We start from the raw sequence: 17,948 nt of genomic DNA on the forward strand, positions 1-17,948 counted from the left end.
CGCTTCCCGGCCGTCAGCCGAGGGCGGCGACCAGGTCGCCCGCCGCGAGCTGTTCGAGGCCACAGCCGTCAACCGGCCCCGGCAGCAGCCGGTATACGGAGCCGCTCGCGCCCGCGGGCGCCACCTCGCCGTCCACCAGCGCGAGGAACACCGACCGGCCCGAGGCGGCGCTGCCGGCGAGGGAGTCGACCTCCGCGGAGGCCAGCACGGCGTCCGGATCGCGCAGCTCGACGAGCCGCGCGGCGAAGGCCGCGGTGTCCTCGCCGGAGCCCCGGCGGTAGGTCCACAGCTCGTCGGGATCGCTCGGCCGAGGGGTGCGGCGCAGCACGGTCACCTCGCGGCAGCGCGCGGCCGCGTGCCAGCCGGCCAGCTCCCACAGCGTGGTGCGGCCGGTCGAGAAGTACTGGAACAGGTCGCGCCCGATCCGCGCCAGGTCCTCCTGGTGCGCCCACACGCTGTGGTAGCCCTCGTCGTCGGGCAGGTGGACGTCCGTCCACAGGAAGCCGCGCCGCTCCAGGTCGACGAGGAGCGGCACATGGATCCGGGAGTTGCCGACCAGGTCGTAGCGCTGGCGCACGGTCCGGGGGTCGTAGCGGGCGGTGCGGCCGGAGCGGGTGGGCAGGGCCATGAAGCCGGCGAAGGCGTCGGGCAGCAGCTCGAAGGGGATGTTGTTGTAGCTGAAGACGACGGGCATGGCGAAACGCACACCGGTGTCGGCGAGGGCGTCCAGGTCGATGTCCACGTACTCGCTCGCCCCGTGGGGCGCCGGCGCCGAGACGAGGTCGCCGGAGTGGACGACGGCCCGCGCGCCGTGGACGAGGTTCGTGTAGTCGCACAGGCCCACGTAGTTCCAGTCGGTGTCGAACAGCACCACCGACAGGTCCAGGTCCACGCGGTTGCGCGCGGGTTCCATCCAGTGCAGGAACATGCGCAGCACCTCGCCGTCCGGCAGCGCCTGGAAGCTGCCCTTGGGTACGGTGACCAGCGCCTTGGCCGCCGCGCGCTCGGCGGAGGGGACGTGCAGGTGGGCGAGGCGGGAGTCGAGGACCGCCAGGTCGCAGGGGTCGGCCGAGGCCAGCCTGCGCAGCACCTCGTTCTCGAACAGCGCGCACACCGAACGGGTCACCGCCTCGGCCAGTGGGGCCCGGTCGTCCGTGACGGTGAAGGAGTGGGCGACCTGCCCGCGCGGGAAGAACACCCGCCGGGTGCCGGGCAGATGGCGGATCCGCAGCCGTCCGAGCGCGGACAGCAGGGGTCCGGGGCCGGCCTTCGGCAGCCGCTCGGCCAGCACCTCGGCGACCCGGGGCGCCAGGGTGTCGGCCGCGTACAGCCGCAGCAGGTGGTCGAGGCGCCGGACGAGTTCGCCGGGGCGTTCGGCCAGTACGGCGAGCGCCCGGTCCGGATCCCCGCCGCGCAGGGCCTCTTCGGCGCGCGCGAGCCAGGTGGCCGCCCGGACCCGCGAGCCGTCGACCCGGACCGCGTGCGGGTACGCGGCGGCGGTGGCGAGCAGTGCGGTGCCGAGGGCGGTGCCGGTGGTGGCGGTCCCGGTGATGTCGGTGCCGCGCAGTACGGCGAAGGCGAGGGCGGCCCGCGGGTGGCGGGCGTGCTGCTCGAAGGGGTGCAGGATCTCGGAGGCCCGCTTCCACAGGTCCTCGTGGCGCAGTACGTCCTCGACGAGCAGCGCGGGATCGAGCCCGTCCAGGACGGCCAGCAGTTCACGCCGCAGCGGGCGCGGCAGGGAGCGTACGCGCGGGGGTTCCAGGAGGTCGGCCTCCCCGCCGGACCACACGGCGAGCAGCCGCAGCACATCGGTGGCGGTGGTGAGCCGCTCCGGCAGCAGGGCCCGTACGGCCTCCCGCGTACGGCGCTCGCGCAGCAGGGTGCCCAGGACCAGGGCCTTGGTCTCCCGAACCGGTATGTCGTCCGGGAGCCAGTCGAGGTCGGCCGGCGCGTGGGCGAGGAGCACCCGGGTCTCGGTCCTGTCCTGCGGGGAGAGCGGGGTACGGCGGGCGAGCAGCTTCCCGAGGGCGGTGACGGAGTCGGCCGCGCGGTCGGTGGAGAAGGCCAGCAGCCGCAGCGGGCCGCCCCCGGTGGGCACCTCCCCCGCGGGCGGGGACGGCCGGATGAACGGGTCGGCGGGGTCGACGCGTCGGTGGCAGACCGGGCAGCCGCTGTAGTCGGCGCCGTCCCAGCAGGTCCGGCAGACCAGGTGGGCGCACGGCGCGACGGGATGCACGCTGCCGACGGCCCGACACAGCACGCACGGCTGGTCCGGCCACTGCAGGAGCAGGGTCAGGACCCGGTCGGTCCACAGCGCGAGGGTGTCGTCGGGCACCGAGGCCGGGAACGAGCGGAACAGCGGCATGTGGGTGCGGTCCGCGCCCAGCAGGATGTCGATGTCCCGGATCAACTGCGCGCCGGCGGCGGCGAGTCCGGCGGGTCCGAGCCAGGCGAGCGCCGAACGCAGCGGGACCGTGAGGGCGTAGCCCCGGTCGAGCAGTTCGGCTTCCAGGGCCGTCAGGCCCTCGGTCGTCGACGGGTCGCTCGGGCGTGGCCCGGCCTGGTCGACGTAGACGGTGTGCAGACGGCGCAACAGGACGGTCGACAGCTCGGGCAAAGGGGGGAGTCCTCCGGAACCGGAAAGGGAGAGTGGGCGGGGCCGGAGAGGGGACGCGCTACGGTTTTCGGAGAAGTGAGAAGGAAGCACGTCGCGGAGCCGCCCCCGCGCCGCAGATACAACCACGGGCACGGGAGCGCGCCAAGCGATTTATCGCGGCGGGGCGGCGCCGGTCGCATCGCACGCGTCGGTCGCATCGGACGTGCCGGACGCGCCGGCAGCGTCGGCCGCGCCGCCCGGCGCGAGCAGGGCGTGCACCAGGGCCCGTACGGACAGCAGGAACAGCCGGTCCGGATCGGCCGGGCGGGCCAGGGCGCGGGCGAGGGCCGGATCGTGAGGGGCCGCGGCCGGGTCCCAGAGCTCGCTCTCGGCCGGGGACTGCGCGGGGGAGCGCTCACGGTTGCGCTCGACGAGCAGGTACCCGACGACCTGGAACTGGACGGCGCGCACCGCGTCCGCCGCCCGGGCGCCGCGCAGCCCGGCGGCGTGCACCTCGTGGACGAGCGCCTGCTGGGCGGGCAGGAACATCCGCTCGGTGAGCCCGCGTTCGTGGACCATCGCGATCAGGTGCGGACGCTTGCGCAGTTCCCGGCGCAGGACCCGGGCCACGGACAGGATCCGGTCGGCCGGGGTGCGGCCGGTGGGCCGGATCGCCCCCATCTCCTCCACGGTCCGCTCGACGAGGGCGTCCAGCAGCGACTCCCGGTTGCCGACGTGCCAGTAGATGGAGGTCACGGCGGTGCCCAGCTCGGCGGCGAGTTTGCGCATGGTGAGCGCGGCCGGACCGTGCTGCATCACCAGGGCCGCGGCGGCGTCGAGCACCTCGTCGCGAGTGAGCGTGGTTCTGGCCACGGCGGCCCACCACCAATCTGTCGATCCGTCAATTCTGGTCCGTGCAAGGGTCTTTACCCTTCATCGGTGGCGGTGTAACTGTGTTACAGAACCGAACCGACTCCCCCCGAGCCGAGGGATGGTGCGAGACATGGCACGCGTACGGTACGGAGCGCGGACCGAGGCCGAGATCGCGGCGTCGCGCGAGAAGAGTTCCGAACTCCCCGACATCTGGTCCACCGGCGTCGTGGCCGTCTGGGAGAGCGACCCCGACGTGGTCGCGGCGGTCCTGCCGCCGCCGCTGAAACCGGCCGACCGGCCCCTGGTACGGGCCAACATCAGCAAGGTCGACCTGCCCGGCTACCCGCTCGGCGCCGGCTCGGTGGCCGTCGCCGCCCGGCACGACGGGATCGAGGGCTGGTACCCGCTGGTCATGCCGATGACCCTCGAACGCGCCCTGACCGGCGGCCGCGAGGTCTTCGGCGAGCCGAAGAAGCTGGGCGAGGTCACCGTGGAGCGCGACGGCCTCGTCGTACGGGCCGCTCTCGCCCGGCACGGGATCGCCTTCGTCGAGGTGCGCGGGGCGGTGGACCGCGCGCTGCCACTGCCCGAGCCCACCCGGAAGATCGACTTCTACTTCAAGTTCCTGCCCGCCGTGGACGGTTCGGGCTTCGACGTGGACCCGGTGCTCGTGCACTGCACGCGCAACGAGAAGGTCCGCAAGCTGGAGCACATCACCGGCGACGTCGTCCTGCGCGAGTCGATGTACGACCCGGTCGCCGACCTGCCCGTCCGCCGGATCGTGGAGATCACCATCGGCGAGAAGACCACCGACCAGAGGGGCCGCGTCGTCGAACGGGTCAGCGCCCAGGCCCTGCTCCCGTACATCCACCAGCGCTACGACGACCCGATGCAGATCCTCGACGCGCCCCCGGAGGGATCGTCAGGGGGGAGGGGCTGATATGCGACTCGAACCAGGACAGGTGGCCGTGGTCACCGGAGCCGCCGGCGGCATCGGCCTGGCCATGGCCCGCCGCTTCGCCGCCGAAGGGCTGAAGGTGGTCCTCGCCGACGTCGAGGAGGGCGCCCTGCGCAAGGCCGCCGACGAACTCGCCGCGGACGGGGCCCAGGTGCGCGCCGAGCTCGTCGACGTGAGCGACCGCGACTCCGTGGTCGCGCTGGCCGACGCCGCCTACGAGACCTTCGGCGCCGTGCACGTGCTCTGCAACAATGCGGGCGTCGGCTCCGGCGCCGAGGGCCGCATGTGGGAGCACGAGCCCAACGACTGGAAATGGGCCTTCTCCGTCAACGTGTGGGGCGTCTTCCACGGCATCCAGGCCTTCGTCCCGCGCATGATCGCCGCCGGCGGCCCCGGCCACATCGTCAACACCTCCTCCGGCGACGGCGGTATCGCCCCGCTGCCCACCGCCTCCGTGTACGCCGTCACCAAGGCGGCCGTGGTCACCATGACCGAGTCGCTCTACGCCCACCTCAAGGCGGAAGGCGCCGCCGTCGGGGCCTCCGTCCTCTTCCCCGGCCCGCACATGCTGCGCACCGGGCTGTGGGAGTCGCACCGCAACCGGCCCGAGCGGTACGCGAAGGAACGGCCGCGCAAGGCTCCGTACCGCACCCTCGACCAGTACGAGGCGGCGATGAGGCAGGCCGGCCACGAGGTGCGCTTCACCCCGGTCGAGGAGGTCGCCGAGCACGTCGTCGACGGCATCCGCGCCGACCGCTTCTGGATGCTCCCGGCGAGCGAGCACAGCGACCGGCAGATCCGCGCCCGGTCGCAGTCGATGCTCGACCGGAGCAACCCCGGCTACCTGGAAAGCTTCATCCTCGACTGAGGGGCGTGTGTGGTGCGTACCGACGAAGACCGGACCGGAAGCGAAACCGGCACCGGAAACGAAACCGGAAACGAAACCGGAACCGGAATCGGAACCGGAAGCGGAGACCGGACCGAAGACCCGTACTTGATCATCTCCTCCGACTGCCACGCGGGCCTGCCCACCGAGCAGTACCGGCCCTACCTGGACTCCCGCTTCCATCCCCAGTTCGACGAGTTCCTCGGCGAACGCGACGCCCGCCGCGCGGAGGCCACCCGGCTCGGCGTCCGCAACGAGGCCTTCGCCGAGAAGTGGTTCCACGACCACGAGGAAGGCCTCAAGGGCGGCTGGGACACCGGGCAGCGGTTGAAGGAACTCGACGGCGACGGCGTGGCCGCCGAGGTCGTCTTCCCCGACGCGGACGCCGTGGACAGCCAGACCGCCGCCCCCTTCGGCGTCGGCCTCGGCCTCTCCGGCGACCAGGACCCCGAGCTCGGCATGGCGGGCGCGCAGGCGCACAACCGCTGGCTCGCCGAGTTCGTCGGACAGCATCCGGAACGCCACTGCGGAGTCGCTCTGCTACCTATCACCGGCGAGCCCTCGAAGGTCGTGGCGGAGATCCACCGGGCCAAGGCGTCCGGGCTGGGCGCCCTGATGATCCCCGCGATGTGGGTGGACAAGGCGCCCTACCACGACCGACGTTACGATCCCGTGTGGGCGGCGGCCGCCGAGACGCAGATGCCGATCGTCACCCACTCCGGGTCCTCGCCGCGCCACGAGTACGGCGACCACCTGGGCATCTTCGTCTCCGAGGTCACCTGGTGGCCGGCCCGACCCCTGTGGTTCCTGCTCTGGTCCGGCGTCTTCGAGCGCCACCCCGGCCTGAGGTTCGGCGTCGCGGAGGCGGGCTGCTGGTGGCTGCCGAACCAGCTGTGGTTCATGGACCGCCTCTACCTCGGCGCGCACGGCGGCAAGAAGCTCTCGCCGTTCGAGGAGCTGAAGCGGCCGCCCAGCGAGTACCTGGACCGCCAGGTCTTCATCTGCGCGACGAACACCAAGCGGCGCGAGCTCGCCCAGCGCTACGAGATCGGGGTGGACAACATCCTGTGGGGCTCGGACTTCCCGCACCCCGAAGGCACCTGGCCGAACACCCGGGCCTGGCTGAAGAACACCTTCCACGACATCCCGGTCGCGGAGACCCGCCGGATGCTGGGGCTCGCGGCGGCCGAGGTCTTCGGCTTCGACACCGCGAAGCTGGCCCCGATCGCCCGCCGGATCGGCCCCACCCCGGCGGAACTGGGCCAGTCCCCGGACCAGGCGGCGGTGGAGGCCTCCTGGGCCCGCTCCCGCGAGGTGGGCCGCCACTGGCTCACCGACAACGACTTCCCCGTACTGGGGGTGTCGTCATGACGGAGGACCGCTACACGGTGATCTCGGCGGACTGCCACGCCGGCGCCGACCTGGTGGACTACAAGCCGTACCTGGCCGAGCGGTACCACGAGGACTTCGACGCCTGGGCCGCCACCTACGTGAACCCGTACGAGGACCTTCTCGCGGACACCGCCGACCGCAACTGGAACTCGGCGCGCCGCCTCGCCGAACTCGAAGCGGACGGCATCGTCGCGGAGGTCCTCTTCCCGAACACCATCCCGCCGTTCTTCCCCAAGGCCTCGCTGATGGCCCAGCCCCCGACGCGGGCCGAGTACGAGATGCGCTGGGCAGGGCTGCAGGCCCACAACCGCTGGCTCGCGGACTTCTGCGCGGACGCGCCCGGGCGGCGGGCGGGGGTGGCGCAGATCCTGCTCAACGACGTGGACGCGGCGGTCGGGGAGATCCGCCGGACGCGGGCGGCCGGCCTGACGGGCGGCATCCTGCTGCCGGGCGTCCCGCCCGGGTCCACCGTCCCGGAGCTCTACTCCGCCGCCTACGACCCCATCTGGGCGGTGTGCGACGAGCTGGACGTCCCGGTCAACCACCACGGCGGCTCGGCCTCACCCCCGCTGGGCGACGAACCGGCGGCCCGGGCCGTTTTCATGGTGGAGACGACCTGGTTCTCGCACCGCGCCCTGTGGCACCTCGTCTTCGGCGGGGCCTTCCATCGGCACCCGGGCCTCAAGCTGGTCCTGACAGAGCAGGGATCGGGGTGGATCCCCGGCGTGCTGGAGATGCTGGACTACTACCACGGACGGCTGGTCGCGGCGTCGGCCACGGCCGAGTCCAAGTTCGGGGCGGGCCTGGCGGAGTCGATGGGCCGGGGCCCGAGCGAGGTCTGGCGGGACAACTGCTTCGTGGGAGCGAGCTTCATGCGCCCCCACGAGGTCCCGTTGCGGGAGCGGATCGGCCTCGACAAGATCATGTGGGGCAGCGACTACCCCCACGACGAGGGCACGACGCCCTTCTCCCGCGAAGGCCTCCGCATCGCCTACGCGGGCCTCCCCCGCGAGGAGGTCGCCGCGATGGTCGGCGGCAACGCGGCCCGCGTGTACGGCTTCGACCTCGCCCTGCTGGACGCGGTGGCGGCCAAGCACGGCCCCCTGGTCACGGAGATCGCGGAACCCCTGACGGCCGTACCCCCACAGGCCACCAGCCCGGCCTTCGCCAAGGGCGGCTCGGTCCGGGTCTGGTAGCCGTCGGACTCCCGCCGGGGTGGCTCAGCTCATGTAGCGCAGCCGCTCCGGCGGGAACAGCTCGGTGCCGAGCAAGTTGTTGGGGCCGTACACCTCGACGACGAGGTCGTCCTTCGCCGCCAGCGGCGAGAGGTCGACCGGCCCGCCGCAGAAGCTCACCACGAACCGGGTCAGTTGCGGCAGTGTGAGAAGGGGTTCCAGCCCCGAGCCCAGTGTGCACTTCAGCAGGGTGAGGTCGGTCAGTTCCTGATGCCGGACCAGCATCGAAGCAACGACCACCATCCCGTTCAGCTGGAGCAGTCTCAGAGCCGGCACCGACTGCTGGTCCGCCAGCTGACGGGCCTGCCGTTCGCCGGAGATGACCAGCGATCCGAGCTCCGACCAGCGCTCGATCCCGTCGAGACCGACGCGGAGCGCTCCCTTGAACAGTGCGAGCGAGCGCAGCGTGCTGGGCAAGGGGAGATCGGAGAGTGCGGCAATGCCGGCGTTGTAATCCAGCGTGAATCCGGTGAGCGAGGAGAGCGTGGCCAGCGGCGCCAAGGACACACCGGACGCGATCCGCGAGAGGCTCAGGGAACGCAAGGGCAGCTCGGACAACGGGGTGAGGTCGCAGATCCCGGGACATTCGTAGAGCCCCAGGTACCTGAGGTCGTGGAGGGCGGTCAGCGGTGAGAGGTCTGTGAGCCGGTCGTCGCGGTGAACGGTCAGCGCTTCCAGATCCGGCCGGGCGACGACGACGTCGGGCAGCCAGTGCCCGTCCCTGAGGCTGATGTGCCGGGCGTGCACCAGCAGCGACAGATGGGCCAGTTCCTCGGAGGTGTAGACACTCACGTAGACGGTGGTCAGATCGGCGTGCGCAAGGACGGACTCGACGTAGGCGGAGGTGGGGAACCTCCGCCAGTTGTCGGCCAGTTCAATCGCTACTTGCGGGCGGGTGTCCGTCCGGAAGCGGGCGATGAGGCCGAGTGCCTGCGGACCGCCCACCAGGGCGGCGGTTCGGACGGTGACTGCGGCCTCCCTTTCGGTGAGGTCGGCCGGGCCGGGCAGCAGGTCCAGGACCAGCTCACCGGCCCTGGCCAGTTCCTCCGCCTGCGGGAACCGGCTGGGGGGCAGCAGGTCGGCGGTACGCGCCTGGACTTCGGCGCGGACCGCCGGGTCCAGTTCGGGGGCGTGTTCCAGGCAGGCCGCCGCCAGTAGGACGAGGCGGTCGTGGACCGACTTCACCTTGTCCGCCCGGCGGAGCAGACCCCTCAGCAGGCGGACGCGTTCGTCCGGGCGGGCGTGGCCCACCGCCATGCGGACCACGTCGTCCCAGGAGTCGTCCTGCGCGTTCTTCACCAGCACGCCGAAGTCCCGCGACTCCACCGCCGCCTTGGCACCCAGATAGTCCTGGAAGGTGCGATGGACGAAGACCACCGATCCCGGGGTCGGCTCCAGGAGCAGTCCGCTGCGGATCAGCAGGTGGGTGAAGACCTGCTCCGCCCCGCCCTGCGCCCGCACCTGCGGCATCGCGTCCAGCCACTCGGCCACCATCTCGACGGCCTCGCCCCGGCCCGCCTCCAACTGCCCGTTGCGGATCAGCCAGTACGCCAGTCGCTGGAGCAGCGCGATCTGCTCCTCGCGGGTGAGGTGGACCCCCTCGACCCCGCAGATCTCCCGTTCCGTGTCCCGCCGGACCAGCAGCATGTCCAGCGCCGCGTCGTACAGCTCCTTACGGGCCCGGGGGAGCTGCATCCGGCGGTCCTGGTTCAGGGCGCACAGCAGCGCGCACATCAGCGGGTTCGTGGCCAGCCGGGCCAGATCCCGCCGGGAGGAGACCGCCTCCAGCAGCGAGGCCTCGTACGCGTCCACCTCCTGCCCGCCCGCACGGGCCGCCGCGTGCCAGTGCTTCACGAAGGCACGGATGTCCCGCTGGTCCATCGGCAGCATCGTGTGCGTGGCGAACCCGAGGCCCGCGAGCCAGTCCTCCGGGACCGCCGACGGGCGGGTGGTCACCACGTACCGCGCCTTCGGATAGGCGGCGACGAGCGAGCGCAGCCAGGTCTCCGTGCGGGTGCGCAGCCGCTGCGGGACTTCGTCCACCCCGTCCACCAGGACCAGCGCCCGGCCGCTCAGCATGAGGTCCTCGACCCAGCCCGACGGCGCGGACAGCGGTACGCCACCCGCGCGCGGGAAGTCCTCCGGCAGGGGCAGGTCGCCCGACGCCGTGAACGAGCGCAGCCGCAGCACGAACGGCACGCACGTGTTCCACGGGCCGGCGCTCTGCCGGGCGGCGTTCAGGGCCAGCCACTGGACCAGGGTCGACTTTCCCGAGCCCGCCGGGCCGCGCAGCAGGACCCGGTCGGCACGGGCGAGGGCCTGCTCGGCCCGGACCTGGGTCCGGTGGAGCTCCGGCTCGCCGGGCAGCAGCGGCTGCTCACCGCTGACCGCGAGGCTGATGTACGCCACGTCCAGCGGCCATTCCTGGCGGGAGCGGCTGAGGGTCAGGCCGAACAGCTGGAGCCGGCCGTGGGTGTGCTCGATGTACTGCGCGTACCGGGCCTCGAAGGCGTACGCCGTCCCGTCCCCGGTGGCGCCGAGTCGGTCCACCGCTCGTGCCAGCTCGCCCGTCCGGCGGACCAGTTCCACCCCCGTCCGGGCTCCGAAGGCCGGCAGGGTCGTCACGTACTCCACCGCGTGCGCGCAGCACAGTCGCACCAGCCGGCCGTACAGGGCCTCGGCCGAGGGGGACAGGCCCGCCGGGGGTGGGGGGACGGTCGCCGCCAGGGCCGCCGGGTCGAGGTCCGTTGCGAAGAGGGCCTCCGCGTCCAAGGGGCCGAGCGCCGCGAAGGCGTCGCCGACCGCGTCCAGTGCCGCCAGACGCTCGTGCTCCGGCAGCGCCGCGCACTCCGGGCCCAGCCGGGCCGCCAAGGCTTCGGTCAGGCGCCGCATCTCGCCGTCGCCGAGCTCCGCCGGGGGCTTGCGCCACCTCGGGGCCGGCCGCGCCGGATCGGGCGCCAGGCCCGCCCCCGGGGCCCGCGCGAGGAGCGACTTCACCAGCGTCCCCGCCGCCGTCCCCGCCACCCGTAAGAGAACCGTCTCGACGCCCGTCATACCCCGCCCTCCCCTTGGCCCGGACATCATCTCGCGAACCGCTGGTAACCCCGATGGATACCGATCGGTAACAACCCCTAGCGGCACCCCCGAGAGCGCCTCTATGGTGCGGGACATGCCGAACCTGCCCGATGTCGTGCTGTGGTCCATACCTGCCTTTGTGCTGCTCACCGTCATCGAGGTGGTGAGTTACCGGCTCCATCCGGACGAGGATGCGGTCGGTTACGACACCAAGGACGCCGCCACGAGCATCACCATGGGGCTCGGCAGCATCGGCTTCGACCTGCTCTGGAAGATCCCGGTCGTCGCCGTCTTCACCGCGGTCTACGAACTGACCCCGCTGCGGGTGCCGTTCCTGTGGTGGACCGCCCTGCTGATGCTGCTGGCGCAGGACTTCCTCTACTACTGGCAGCACCGCCTCCACCACGTGATCCGCATCCTGTGGGCCTGCCACGTGGTCCACCACAGCAGCAAGCGGTTCAACCTCACCACCGCCCTGCGTCAGCCCTGGACCAGCGCCACGACCTGGTGGTTCTACCTGCCCATGGTGGCTCTCGGCGTACACCCGGCGGCGATCCCGTTCTGCTACGGACTCAACCTCCTCTACCAGTTCTGGGTCCACACCGAGCGCATAGGCAAGCTGCCGCGGCCGTACGAGTACGTCTTCAACACCCCCTCCCACCACCGCGTCCACCACGCCTCGCAGGGCGGTTACCTGGACCGCAACTTCGGCGGCATCCTGATCGTCTGGGACCGGATGTTCGGCTCCTGGGTGGGGGAGACGGACAAGCCCGTCTACGGGCTGACCAAGAACATCGGCACCCACAACCCGCTGCGCGTGGCCACGCACGAGTACGCCGCCATCGCGCGTGACGTGCGCGCCGCCGGGAGCTGGGGCCAGCGGGCCGGACACGTCTTCCGCGGCCCCGGCTGGCAGCCCGCCCCCGCCCCAGTGGGGGCGGCCACCGCCGCGCCCGCCCCGGAGCCCGCCCCGGCAACCGCCCCCGCCGCCCCGGAACCCGCCCCGGCAACCGCAGCCGCCCCGGCGACGGGCACGGCGATCGCCCCCGCCCCGGCGACCGGCACCGCAGCCGCCCCGGCGACCCGCGCCACCCCCGCCCCCGCGGCTTCCGACGCCGCCCCGGCCGTGCAGGAGACCACCGCGTGAGCACCGCCGAGTCCCCGGGCCGACCCGCCCCCGCCTGGGCGGCGGACCAGGCTCCGGCCGGCCCCTCGCGCCTCGGGCAGATCGCCCTCGTGGCCTTCGCCGTGGCCGCCGCCGTCGACCTGATCTCGCTGCTGGCCGGCTGGCACCCCGGGCACCTCATCGCCAAGCCGCTGCTGATGCCGCTGCTCGTGACCCACATGGCCACCCGCGGCGCGCCCCGCCTGCTGCTCGCCGCCCTGCTGTTCGGCTGGGGCGGCGACCTGGCCCTGCTCTTCGACGCCGACATCGCCTTCCTCGTCGGCATGGGCTCCTTCGCCGTCGGGCACGTCTGCTACCTGGTCCTCTTCGGCAAGCGGCCCGCGAACCCCCTGCTCGGCGGCGCGTACCTGCTCGCCCTCCTCGGCACGGTCGCCCTGCTGTGGTCCGATCTGCCGGCCGACCTGCGGATCCCCGTGGCCGGCTACAGCCTGCTGCTCACCGCCATGGCGTTCCGCTCCAGCGCGCTCGGCCTGCGCGCCGGCATCGGCGGCGCGCTCTTCCTGCTCTCCGACACCCTCATCGCCACCGGTGTCGCCGAATGGCCCCAGCTGCCCCGCCCGGACTTCTGGATCATGGCCACCTACCTGGCCGCCCAGTACCTTCTGGCCACTGGCGCGATCACGCGGGAAGCAGGCGTACGGTAGGACGGTTCCACAGTCGTACAAGACTGAACGATCCCGATCCGGAGGACTGCACCACCATGCGCGCCACCGTCATCCACGCCCCGCACGACATACGCGTGGAGGAGGTGCCCGACGCTGCGATCCAGCGCCCCGAGGACGCCGTCGTCCGCGTCCTGCGTGCCTGTATCTGCGGCAGCGACCTGTGGGCCTACCGCGGCGAAGCCGCCCGTCAGCCCGGCCAGCGCATCGGCCACGAGTTCCTGGGCATCGTCGAGGAGACCGGCTCCGCCGTGTCCGACCTGCGAGCCGGCGACCTGGTCGTCGCGCCCTTCATGTGGTCCGACGGCACCTGCGAGTACTGCGTCGAGGGCCTCTTCACCTCCTGCGAGCACGGGGGCTTCTGGGGCTCGGTCGGCCACGACGGAGGCCAGGGCGAGGCCGTCCGCGTCCCGCACGCCGACGGCACCCTGGTGAAGCTGCCCGCCGAGGCCGTCTCCGACGACCACCTGCTCACCGGGCTGCTCGCGCTGTCCGACGTGATGGGCACCGGCCACCACGCGGCGCTGGGCGCCGGCGTCCGCGAGGGCTCCACGGTCGCCGTCGTCGGCGACGGCGCGGTCGGCCTGTGCGGCGTCCTCGCCGCCAAGCGTCTGGGCGCCGAGCGGATCATCGCCCTGGGCCGCCACACCGTACGTACGGACATCGCCAAGCTCTTCGGAGCCACCGATGTCGTCGCCGAGCGCGGCGAGGCGGCCGAGGCGGCCGTGCGCGAGCTCCTCGGCGGCCGGGGCGCGCACGCCGTCATCGAGGCGGTGGGCACCGAGCAGTCCATGCGCACCGCCGTGAACATCACCCGTGACGGCGGGGCCATCGGCTACGTCGGCGTCCCGCACGGCAGCGGCACCGGTCTCGACCTCGGTGTCATGTTCGACCGCAACATCACCCTGCGCGGTGGCGTGGCCCCGGTCCGCGCCTACATCCCGGAGCTGCTGAAGGACGTGCTCAGCGGTGTGATCGACCCGGCGCCCGTCTTCGACCGCGCCGTGTCCCTGGACGAGGTCCCGGACGGCTACCGGGCGATGGACGACCGCAGCGCGCTCAAGGTCATGATCAAGCCCTGACGGGCCGAGGCCGAGCGAAAGGGACGGGCCGGGCGGGAGATCATCCCGCCCGGCCCGTCGCCTTTTATCCGTCCCCTTTCACCTGAGCCCGTGCGCGTGCCCGTGCCCGCGTGACCGGACCTACTTCACGGCCTTGAGCGCGTCGATCACGCCGTAGCCGTAGTAGCCCGTCTGCCCCCACTTGCTCGTGCAGGTGGTGGCGTCGATCAGGGTGCCCGCGGCGTCGTATATCTGCGTCGGGCAGGCCGCCTTCGTGGCCTGGGCCTTCAGCATCGCCTGGAGCTGCGAGGGCGTGGCCGACGGGTGGGCGCTCTTGAGGAGCGCGGCGACGCCCGCGACGTGCGGGGCGGCCATCGAGGTGCCCTGCTTGTAGCCGTAGCCCCCGCCCGGGACGGTCGACAGCACCCGCCCGTTGGCGTCCGGGGTGTTCGGGACCTGCCACTTGTCACCGCCAGGGGCGGCGACGTCCACGACCCCGAGGCCGTAGCTGGAGTAGTAGGAGCGCAGGCCCTTGTCGCCGGTCGCCGAGACGGTGACCACACCCGGCAGCTGCGTCGGCAGGTCCAGGCAGACCTTCGGGTCGATGGTGCGCGGCACCGGGGTGGCGTCGTCCGGGCTGGTCTCGTCGACGAGGGAGTCGGCCGCCAGGTCCTGGTCGGAGTTGCCGGCCGAGGCGATGTGGAGCGTGCCCTTGCGCTCGGCGTACTTGGTGGCCCGGCCGATGGCCTCCACCAGCGCCTTCTGGTCGTCGTCGGACTTGCAGTTGAAGAGCCACGGGTCGACGTAGTAGCTGTTGTTGGTCACCTCGATCCCCTTCTCGGCGGCGAACATGAAGCCGCAGACGACCGCCTCGGTGTAGAAGAGGCTGGTCCCGGGCTCGCTCACCTTGATCGCGGCGATCTTCACGCCCGGCGCGACACCGCTGACGCCGATGCCGTTGCGCGCGGCCCCGATGGTGCCCGCCACGTGCGTGCCGTGGTCGCTGCCGTCGGCGTACGGGCGCCAGGCGCCTTCCGTGGTGTCGGCGACGCCGCCCACGCAGTTGGCCGACTGGCTCTTGGAGAAGTTCGGGGCGAGATCGGGGTGGGTGTCGTCGACACCCGTGTCGATGATGCCCACGGTGACGTTCCGACTGCCATCGTTGATCTTGTGAGCCTTGTCGGCCTTGATCGTCCGCAGGTCCCACTGGTTGGGCTCCAGCGGCTCCTGACCCTCCTGGGCCGCTGCCGCCGCCTTGGCGGCGTCCGCCGAGCTCAGCTGCTGGGTCGCGCCCTCCTCGGTGGTCCGGGCCGCCGTCATCGGGGCCGTCCGGGTGGCGCCGACCGACACGAACAGACCGCGCTGGGCGCGCAGCTGCTTGGCGAAGTCCGGGTTCTGGGAGTGTGCGACCACGACCCCTATCTGCTCGTAGGCCGTCACGACCGTTCCGCCGGCCCGCTCGACGGCCTTCTTCGCCGCCTTCATCGTGGCGTATTCGTTCAGGTTGGCCACGTACGACAGCTTGGGGCCGGAGGGGTCGGCCTTCGAGGCCGGCGCCGTGTCGGCCGCGCCGCCCAGCGGGACGGCCGAGGCCGAGACCGTGGGCAGGAAGGCGAGCGAGGCGGTGAGCGCCAGGCCGACCGGTACGGCGAGAGCACGGCTGCGCTTCTTGGGCGCACGCGACCCCAGCTGATCCATGGGTTCTCCAGATCATCTCGGAATGGGAAAAAGCCGCCCGGACGCGATCGCGCCGGACGGGTTCATGACAAGCGAACCTAGCGTCGCCGTTCCCCTCCACGCCATCAGTTCGAGAAATCAGTTCCCCAAGAATCACCGGGTGTTGAACCGTCCCGACGCGCCGTCCGTGCCGTTGACAGGGGGGATCGGCACCACCGTCCCCCCACACGGAGGTTGTTTTGTCCGTCGTCCCCACCGCACCCGCGTCACAAGGAGAGCCCCCCGTGACCACCGAAGCAGCGCCGCCCCCGGGCAGCGCGGGAACGCCACCGGCGACCCCCACGGCCGATGACTACACGAGCGTCCAGCAGAGCGCGGAATTCGGCGAACTGCGCAGCTCCTACCGCTCCTTCGCCTTCCCGCTCACCGTGGCCTTCATCGCCTGGTACCTGCTCTACGTCCTGCTGTCCAACTACGCGGGCGGCTTCATGGGGACCAAGCTCTTCGGCAACATCAACGTCGCCCTCGTGCTCGGCCTCGCCCAGTTCGCCACGACCTTCCTGATCGCCTGGTTCTACGCGCGGTACGCGGCGAGGAAGCTCGACCCCCAGGCGGAGGCCATCAAGGCGCGGATGGAGGCCGCCGAATGAGCGGCACGCACCACCTGACGACGCTCGCCGCGGGAGCCACCGAGCACCGCCCGCTGATCATCACCCTCTTCGGGCTGTTCGTCGTCGCCACGCTGATCATCACCGTCTGGGCCGGCCGCCAGACCAAGGGCGCCGCCGACTTCTACGCGGGCGGTCGCCAGTTCACCGGCTTCCAGAACGGCCTCGCCATCTCCGGCGACTACATGTCGGCCGCGTCCTTCCTCGGCATCGCCGGAGCCATCGCCCTCTTCGGCTACGACGGCTTCCTCTACTCCATCGGCTTCCTCGTCGCCTGGCTGGTCGCCCTGCTGCTCGTCGCCGAGCCGCTGCGCAACTCCGGCCGCTACACCATGGGCGACGTCCTGGCGTACCGGATGCGCCAGCGGCCCGTCCGTACCGCCGCCGGCACCTCCACCATCGTGGTCTCGATCTTCTACCTGCTCGCCCAGATGGCCGGCGCCGGCGTGCTCGTCTCCCTGCTCCTGGGCATCACCAGCGACGGCGGCAAGGTGGCCGTGGTCGCCCTGGTCGGCGTACTGATGATCGTCTACGTGACCATCGGCGGCATGAAGGGCACCACCTGGGTCCAGATGATCAAGGCGGTGCTGCTGATCGCGGGCGCGCTCCTGATCACCTTGCTGGTCCTGGTGAAGTTCAACTTCAACATCTCCGACCTGCTGGGCAAGGCGGCCGAGAACAGCGGACAGGGGGCGAAGTTCCTCGAACCCGGCCTCAAGTACGGCAAGGACTCCACCTCCAAGCTGGACTTCATCTCGCTCGGCCTCGCCCTCGTCCTCGGCACCGCCGGACTGCCGCACATCCTGATCCGCTTCTACACGGTTCCCACCGCGCAGGCCGCCCGTAAGTCCGTCCTGTGGGCCATCGGCATCATCGGCGGCTTCTACCTGATGACGATCGCCCTCGGCTTCGGCGCCGCGGCCCTGCTCGAGCGGGCCGACATCATCGCCTCCAACAAGGCCGGCAACACCGCCGCCCCGCTGCTCGCCCAGGCCGTCGGCGGCGGCCCCGACTCCACCGGCGGCGCCATCCTGCTCGCCGTGATCTCCGCCGTCGCCTTCGCCACCATCCTGGCCGTCGTCGCCGGCCTCACCCTCGCCTCCTCCTCGTCCTTCGCGCACGACCTGTACGTGAACGTGATCCGCAAGGGCAAGGCCACCGAGAAGGAGGAGATGCGCGCGGCCCGCTGGTCCACCGTCGTCATCGGAGCCGTGGCCATCGGCCTGGGAGCGCTGGCCCGCGACCTGAACGTGGCCGGCCTGGTCGCGCTCGCCTTCGCGGTCGCCGCCTCCGCGAACCTGCCGACCATCCTCTACAGCCTCTTCTGGAAGCGCTTCACCACCCAGGGCGCGCTCTGGTCCATCTACGGCGGGCTGATCTCGGCCGTCGGCCTGGTGCTGTTCTCCCCGGTCGTGTCCGGAAAGCCCACCTCGATGTTCAAGGACGCCGACTTCTTCTGGTTCCCGCTGGAGAACCCGGGGATCATCTCCATCCCCCTCGGCTTCCTCCTCGGGTGGCTGGGAACGGTCCTCACCAAGGAGAAGGCCGACCCCCAGAAGTTCGCCGAGCTGGAGGTGCGCTCCCTCACCGGAACAGGGGCGCACTGACATCGTCCGAACACCCAGCGTGGCCGCGTGGTAGTTCCCTACGACGCGGCCACGTCACGTCTCGTTCATTTG

The 17,948-nt window shown here is 71.8% G+C and carries 13 protein-coding genes; 9 read left to right on the forward strand and 4 right to left on the reverse strand.

Annotation, left to right across the window (positions count from 1 at the left end; genetic code table 11):
* Positions 1 to 13 precede the first annotated feature (13 nt).
* On the reverse strand, positions 14 to 2,617 hold the full coding sequence (locus BCL76_RS28705) for an MXAN_6230/SCO0854 family RING domain-containing protein (protein WP_109782257.1): 2,604 nt from the start codon (positions 2,615 to 2,617) through the stop codon (positions 14 to 16).
* A gap of 150 nt (positions 2,618 to 2,767) precedes the next feature.
* The gene (locus tag BCL76_RS28710; protein ID WP_109782258.1) at positions 2,768 to 3,469 is read right to left on the reverse strand and encodes a TetR/AcrR family transcriptional regulator; all 702 of its coding nucleotides are present in this window, start codon (positions 3,467 to 3,469) and stop codon (positions 2,768 to 2,770) included.
* Positions 3,470 to 3,599: 130 nt separating this feature from the next.
* On the opposite strand from BCL76_RS28710, the gene BCL76_RS28715 reads away from it, so the two are divergent.
* From BCL76_RS28715 to BCL76_RS28730, 4 genes are all read left to right on the forward strand, one after another.
* Positions 3,600 to 4,409, forward strand: coding sequence for an acetoacetate decarboxylase family protein (locus BCL76_RS28715; protein ID WP_109782259.1), 810 nt, complete (start codon positions 3,600 to 3,602; stop codon positions 4,407 to 4,409).
* A gap of 1 nt (position 4,410) precedes the next feature.
* A complete protein-coding gene (locus tag BCL76_RS28720) occupies positions 4,411 to 5,295 on the forward strand; it encodes an SDR family NAD(P)-dependent oxidoreductase (RefSeq protein ID WP_109782260.1) in 885 nt (294 codons plus the stop codon).
* An 87-nt stretch (positions 5,296 to 5,382) separates the two neighbouring features.
* The gene (locus BCL76_RS28725; protein ID WP_109782332.1) at positions 5,383 to 6,684 is read left to right on the forward strand and encodes an amidohydrolase family protein; all 1,302 of its coding nucleotides are present in this window, start codon (positions 5,383 to 5,385) and stop codon (positions 6,682 to 6,684) included.
* Positions 6,681 to 7,901 (forward strand): amidohydrolase family protein, encoded by a 1,221-nt coding sequence (locus BCL76_RS28730; protein WP_109782261.1) that lies wholly within the window; start codon positions 6,681 to 6,683, stop codon positions 7,899 to 7,901. The genes BCL76_RS28725 and BCL76_RS28730 overlap by 4 nt, the downstream gene beginning before the upstream one ends.
* 24 nt (positions 7,902 to 7,925) lie before the next feature.
* Here the strand turns inward: BCL76_RS28730 and BCL76_RS28735 are convergent, their stop codons facing one another.
* A complete protein-coding gene (locus BCL76_RS28735) occupies positions 7,926 to 10,994 on the reverse strand; it encodes an NACHT domain-containing protein (protein WP_109782262.1) in 3,069 nt (1,022 codons plus the stop codon).
* A gap of 115 nt (positions 10,995 to 11,109) precedes the next feature.
* Between BCL76_RS28735 and BCL76_RS28740 the strand changes: the two genes are divergently transcribed.
* From BCL76_RS28740 to BCL76_RS28750, 3 genes are read left to right on the forward strand one after another with little or no spacing between them, the layout of a single operon-like run.
* Complete coding sequence (locus BCL76_RS28740; RefSeq protein ID WP_109782333.1) at positions 11,110 to 12,162, forward strand: sterol desaturase family protein; 1,053 nt, start codon at positions 11,110 to 11,112, stop codon at positions 12,160 to 12,162.
* Positions 12,159 to 12,845, forward strand: a complete 687-nt coding sequence (locus BCL76_RS28745; RefSeq protein ID WP_109782263.1) for a lysoplasmalogenase — start codon at positions 12,159 to 12,161, stop codon at positions 12,843 to 12,845. The genes BCL76_RS28740 and BCL76_RS28745 overlap by 4 nt, the downstream gene beginning before the upstream one ends.
* A gap of 56 nt (positions 12,846 to 12,901) precedes the next feature.
* Positions 12,902 to 13,945: a zinc-dependent alcohol dehydrogenase family protein gene (locus BCL76_RS28750; RefSeq protein ID WP_030773053.1), complete on the forward strand. Its 1,044-nt coding sequence runs from the start codon at positions 12,902 to 12,904 to the stop codon at positions 13,943 to 13,945.
* A 120-nt stretch (positions 13,946 to 14,065) separates the two neighbouring features.
* On the opposite strand, the gene BCL76_RS28755 is transcribed toward BCL76_RS28750, so the two are convergent.
* Positions 14,066 to 15,622 carry a S8 family serine peptidase gene (locus BCL76_RS28755; protein ID WP_109782264.1) on the reverse strand — a complete coding sequence of 519 codons (1,557 nt, stop codon included), beginning with the start codon at positions 15,620 to 15,622 and terminating at the stop codon, positions 14,066 to 14,068.
* A 263-nt stretch (positions 15,623 to 15,885) separates the two neighbouring features.
* Between BCL76_RS28755 and BCL76_RS28760 the strand changes: the two genes are divergently transcribed.
* Positions 15,886 to 16,251, forward strand: a complete 366-nt coding sequence (locus BCL76_RS28760) for a DUF485 domain-containing protein (protein ID WP_109782265.1) — start codon at positions 15,886 to 15,888, stop codon at positions 16,249 to 16,251.
* On the forward strand, positions 16,248 to 17,876 hold the full coding sequence (locus tag BCL76_RS28765) for a solute symporter family protein (RefSeq protein ID WP_109782266.1): 1,629 nt from the start codon (positions 16,248 to 16,250) through the stop codon (positions 17,874 to 17,876). Before BCL76_RS28760 ends, BCL76_RS28765 begins: the two co-directional genes overlap by 4 nt.
* Positions 17,877 to 17,948 lie beyond the last annotated feature (72 nt).

This window comes from Streptomyces sp. CG 926, assembly GCF_003148825.1.
Taxonomy (GTDB): domain Bacteria; phylum Actinomycetota; class Actinomycetes; order Streptomycetales; family Streptomycetaceae; genus Streptomyces.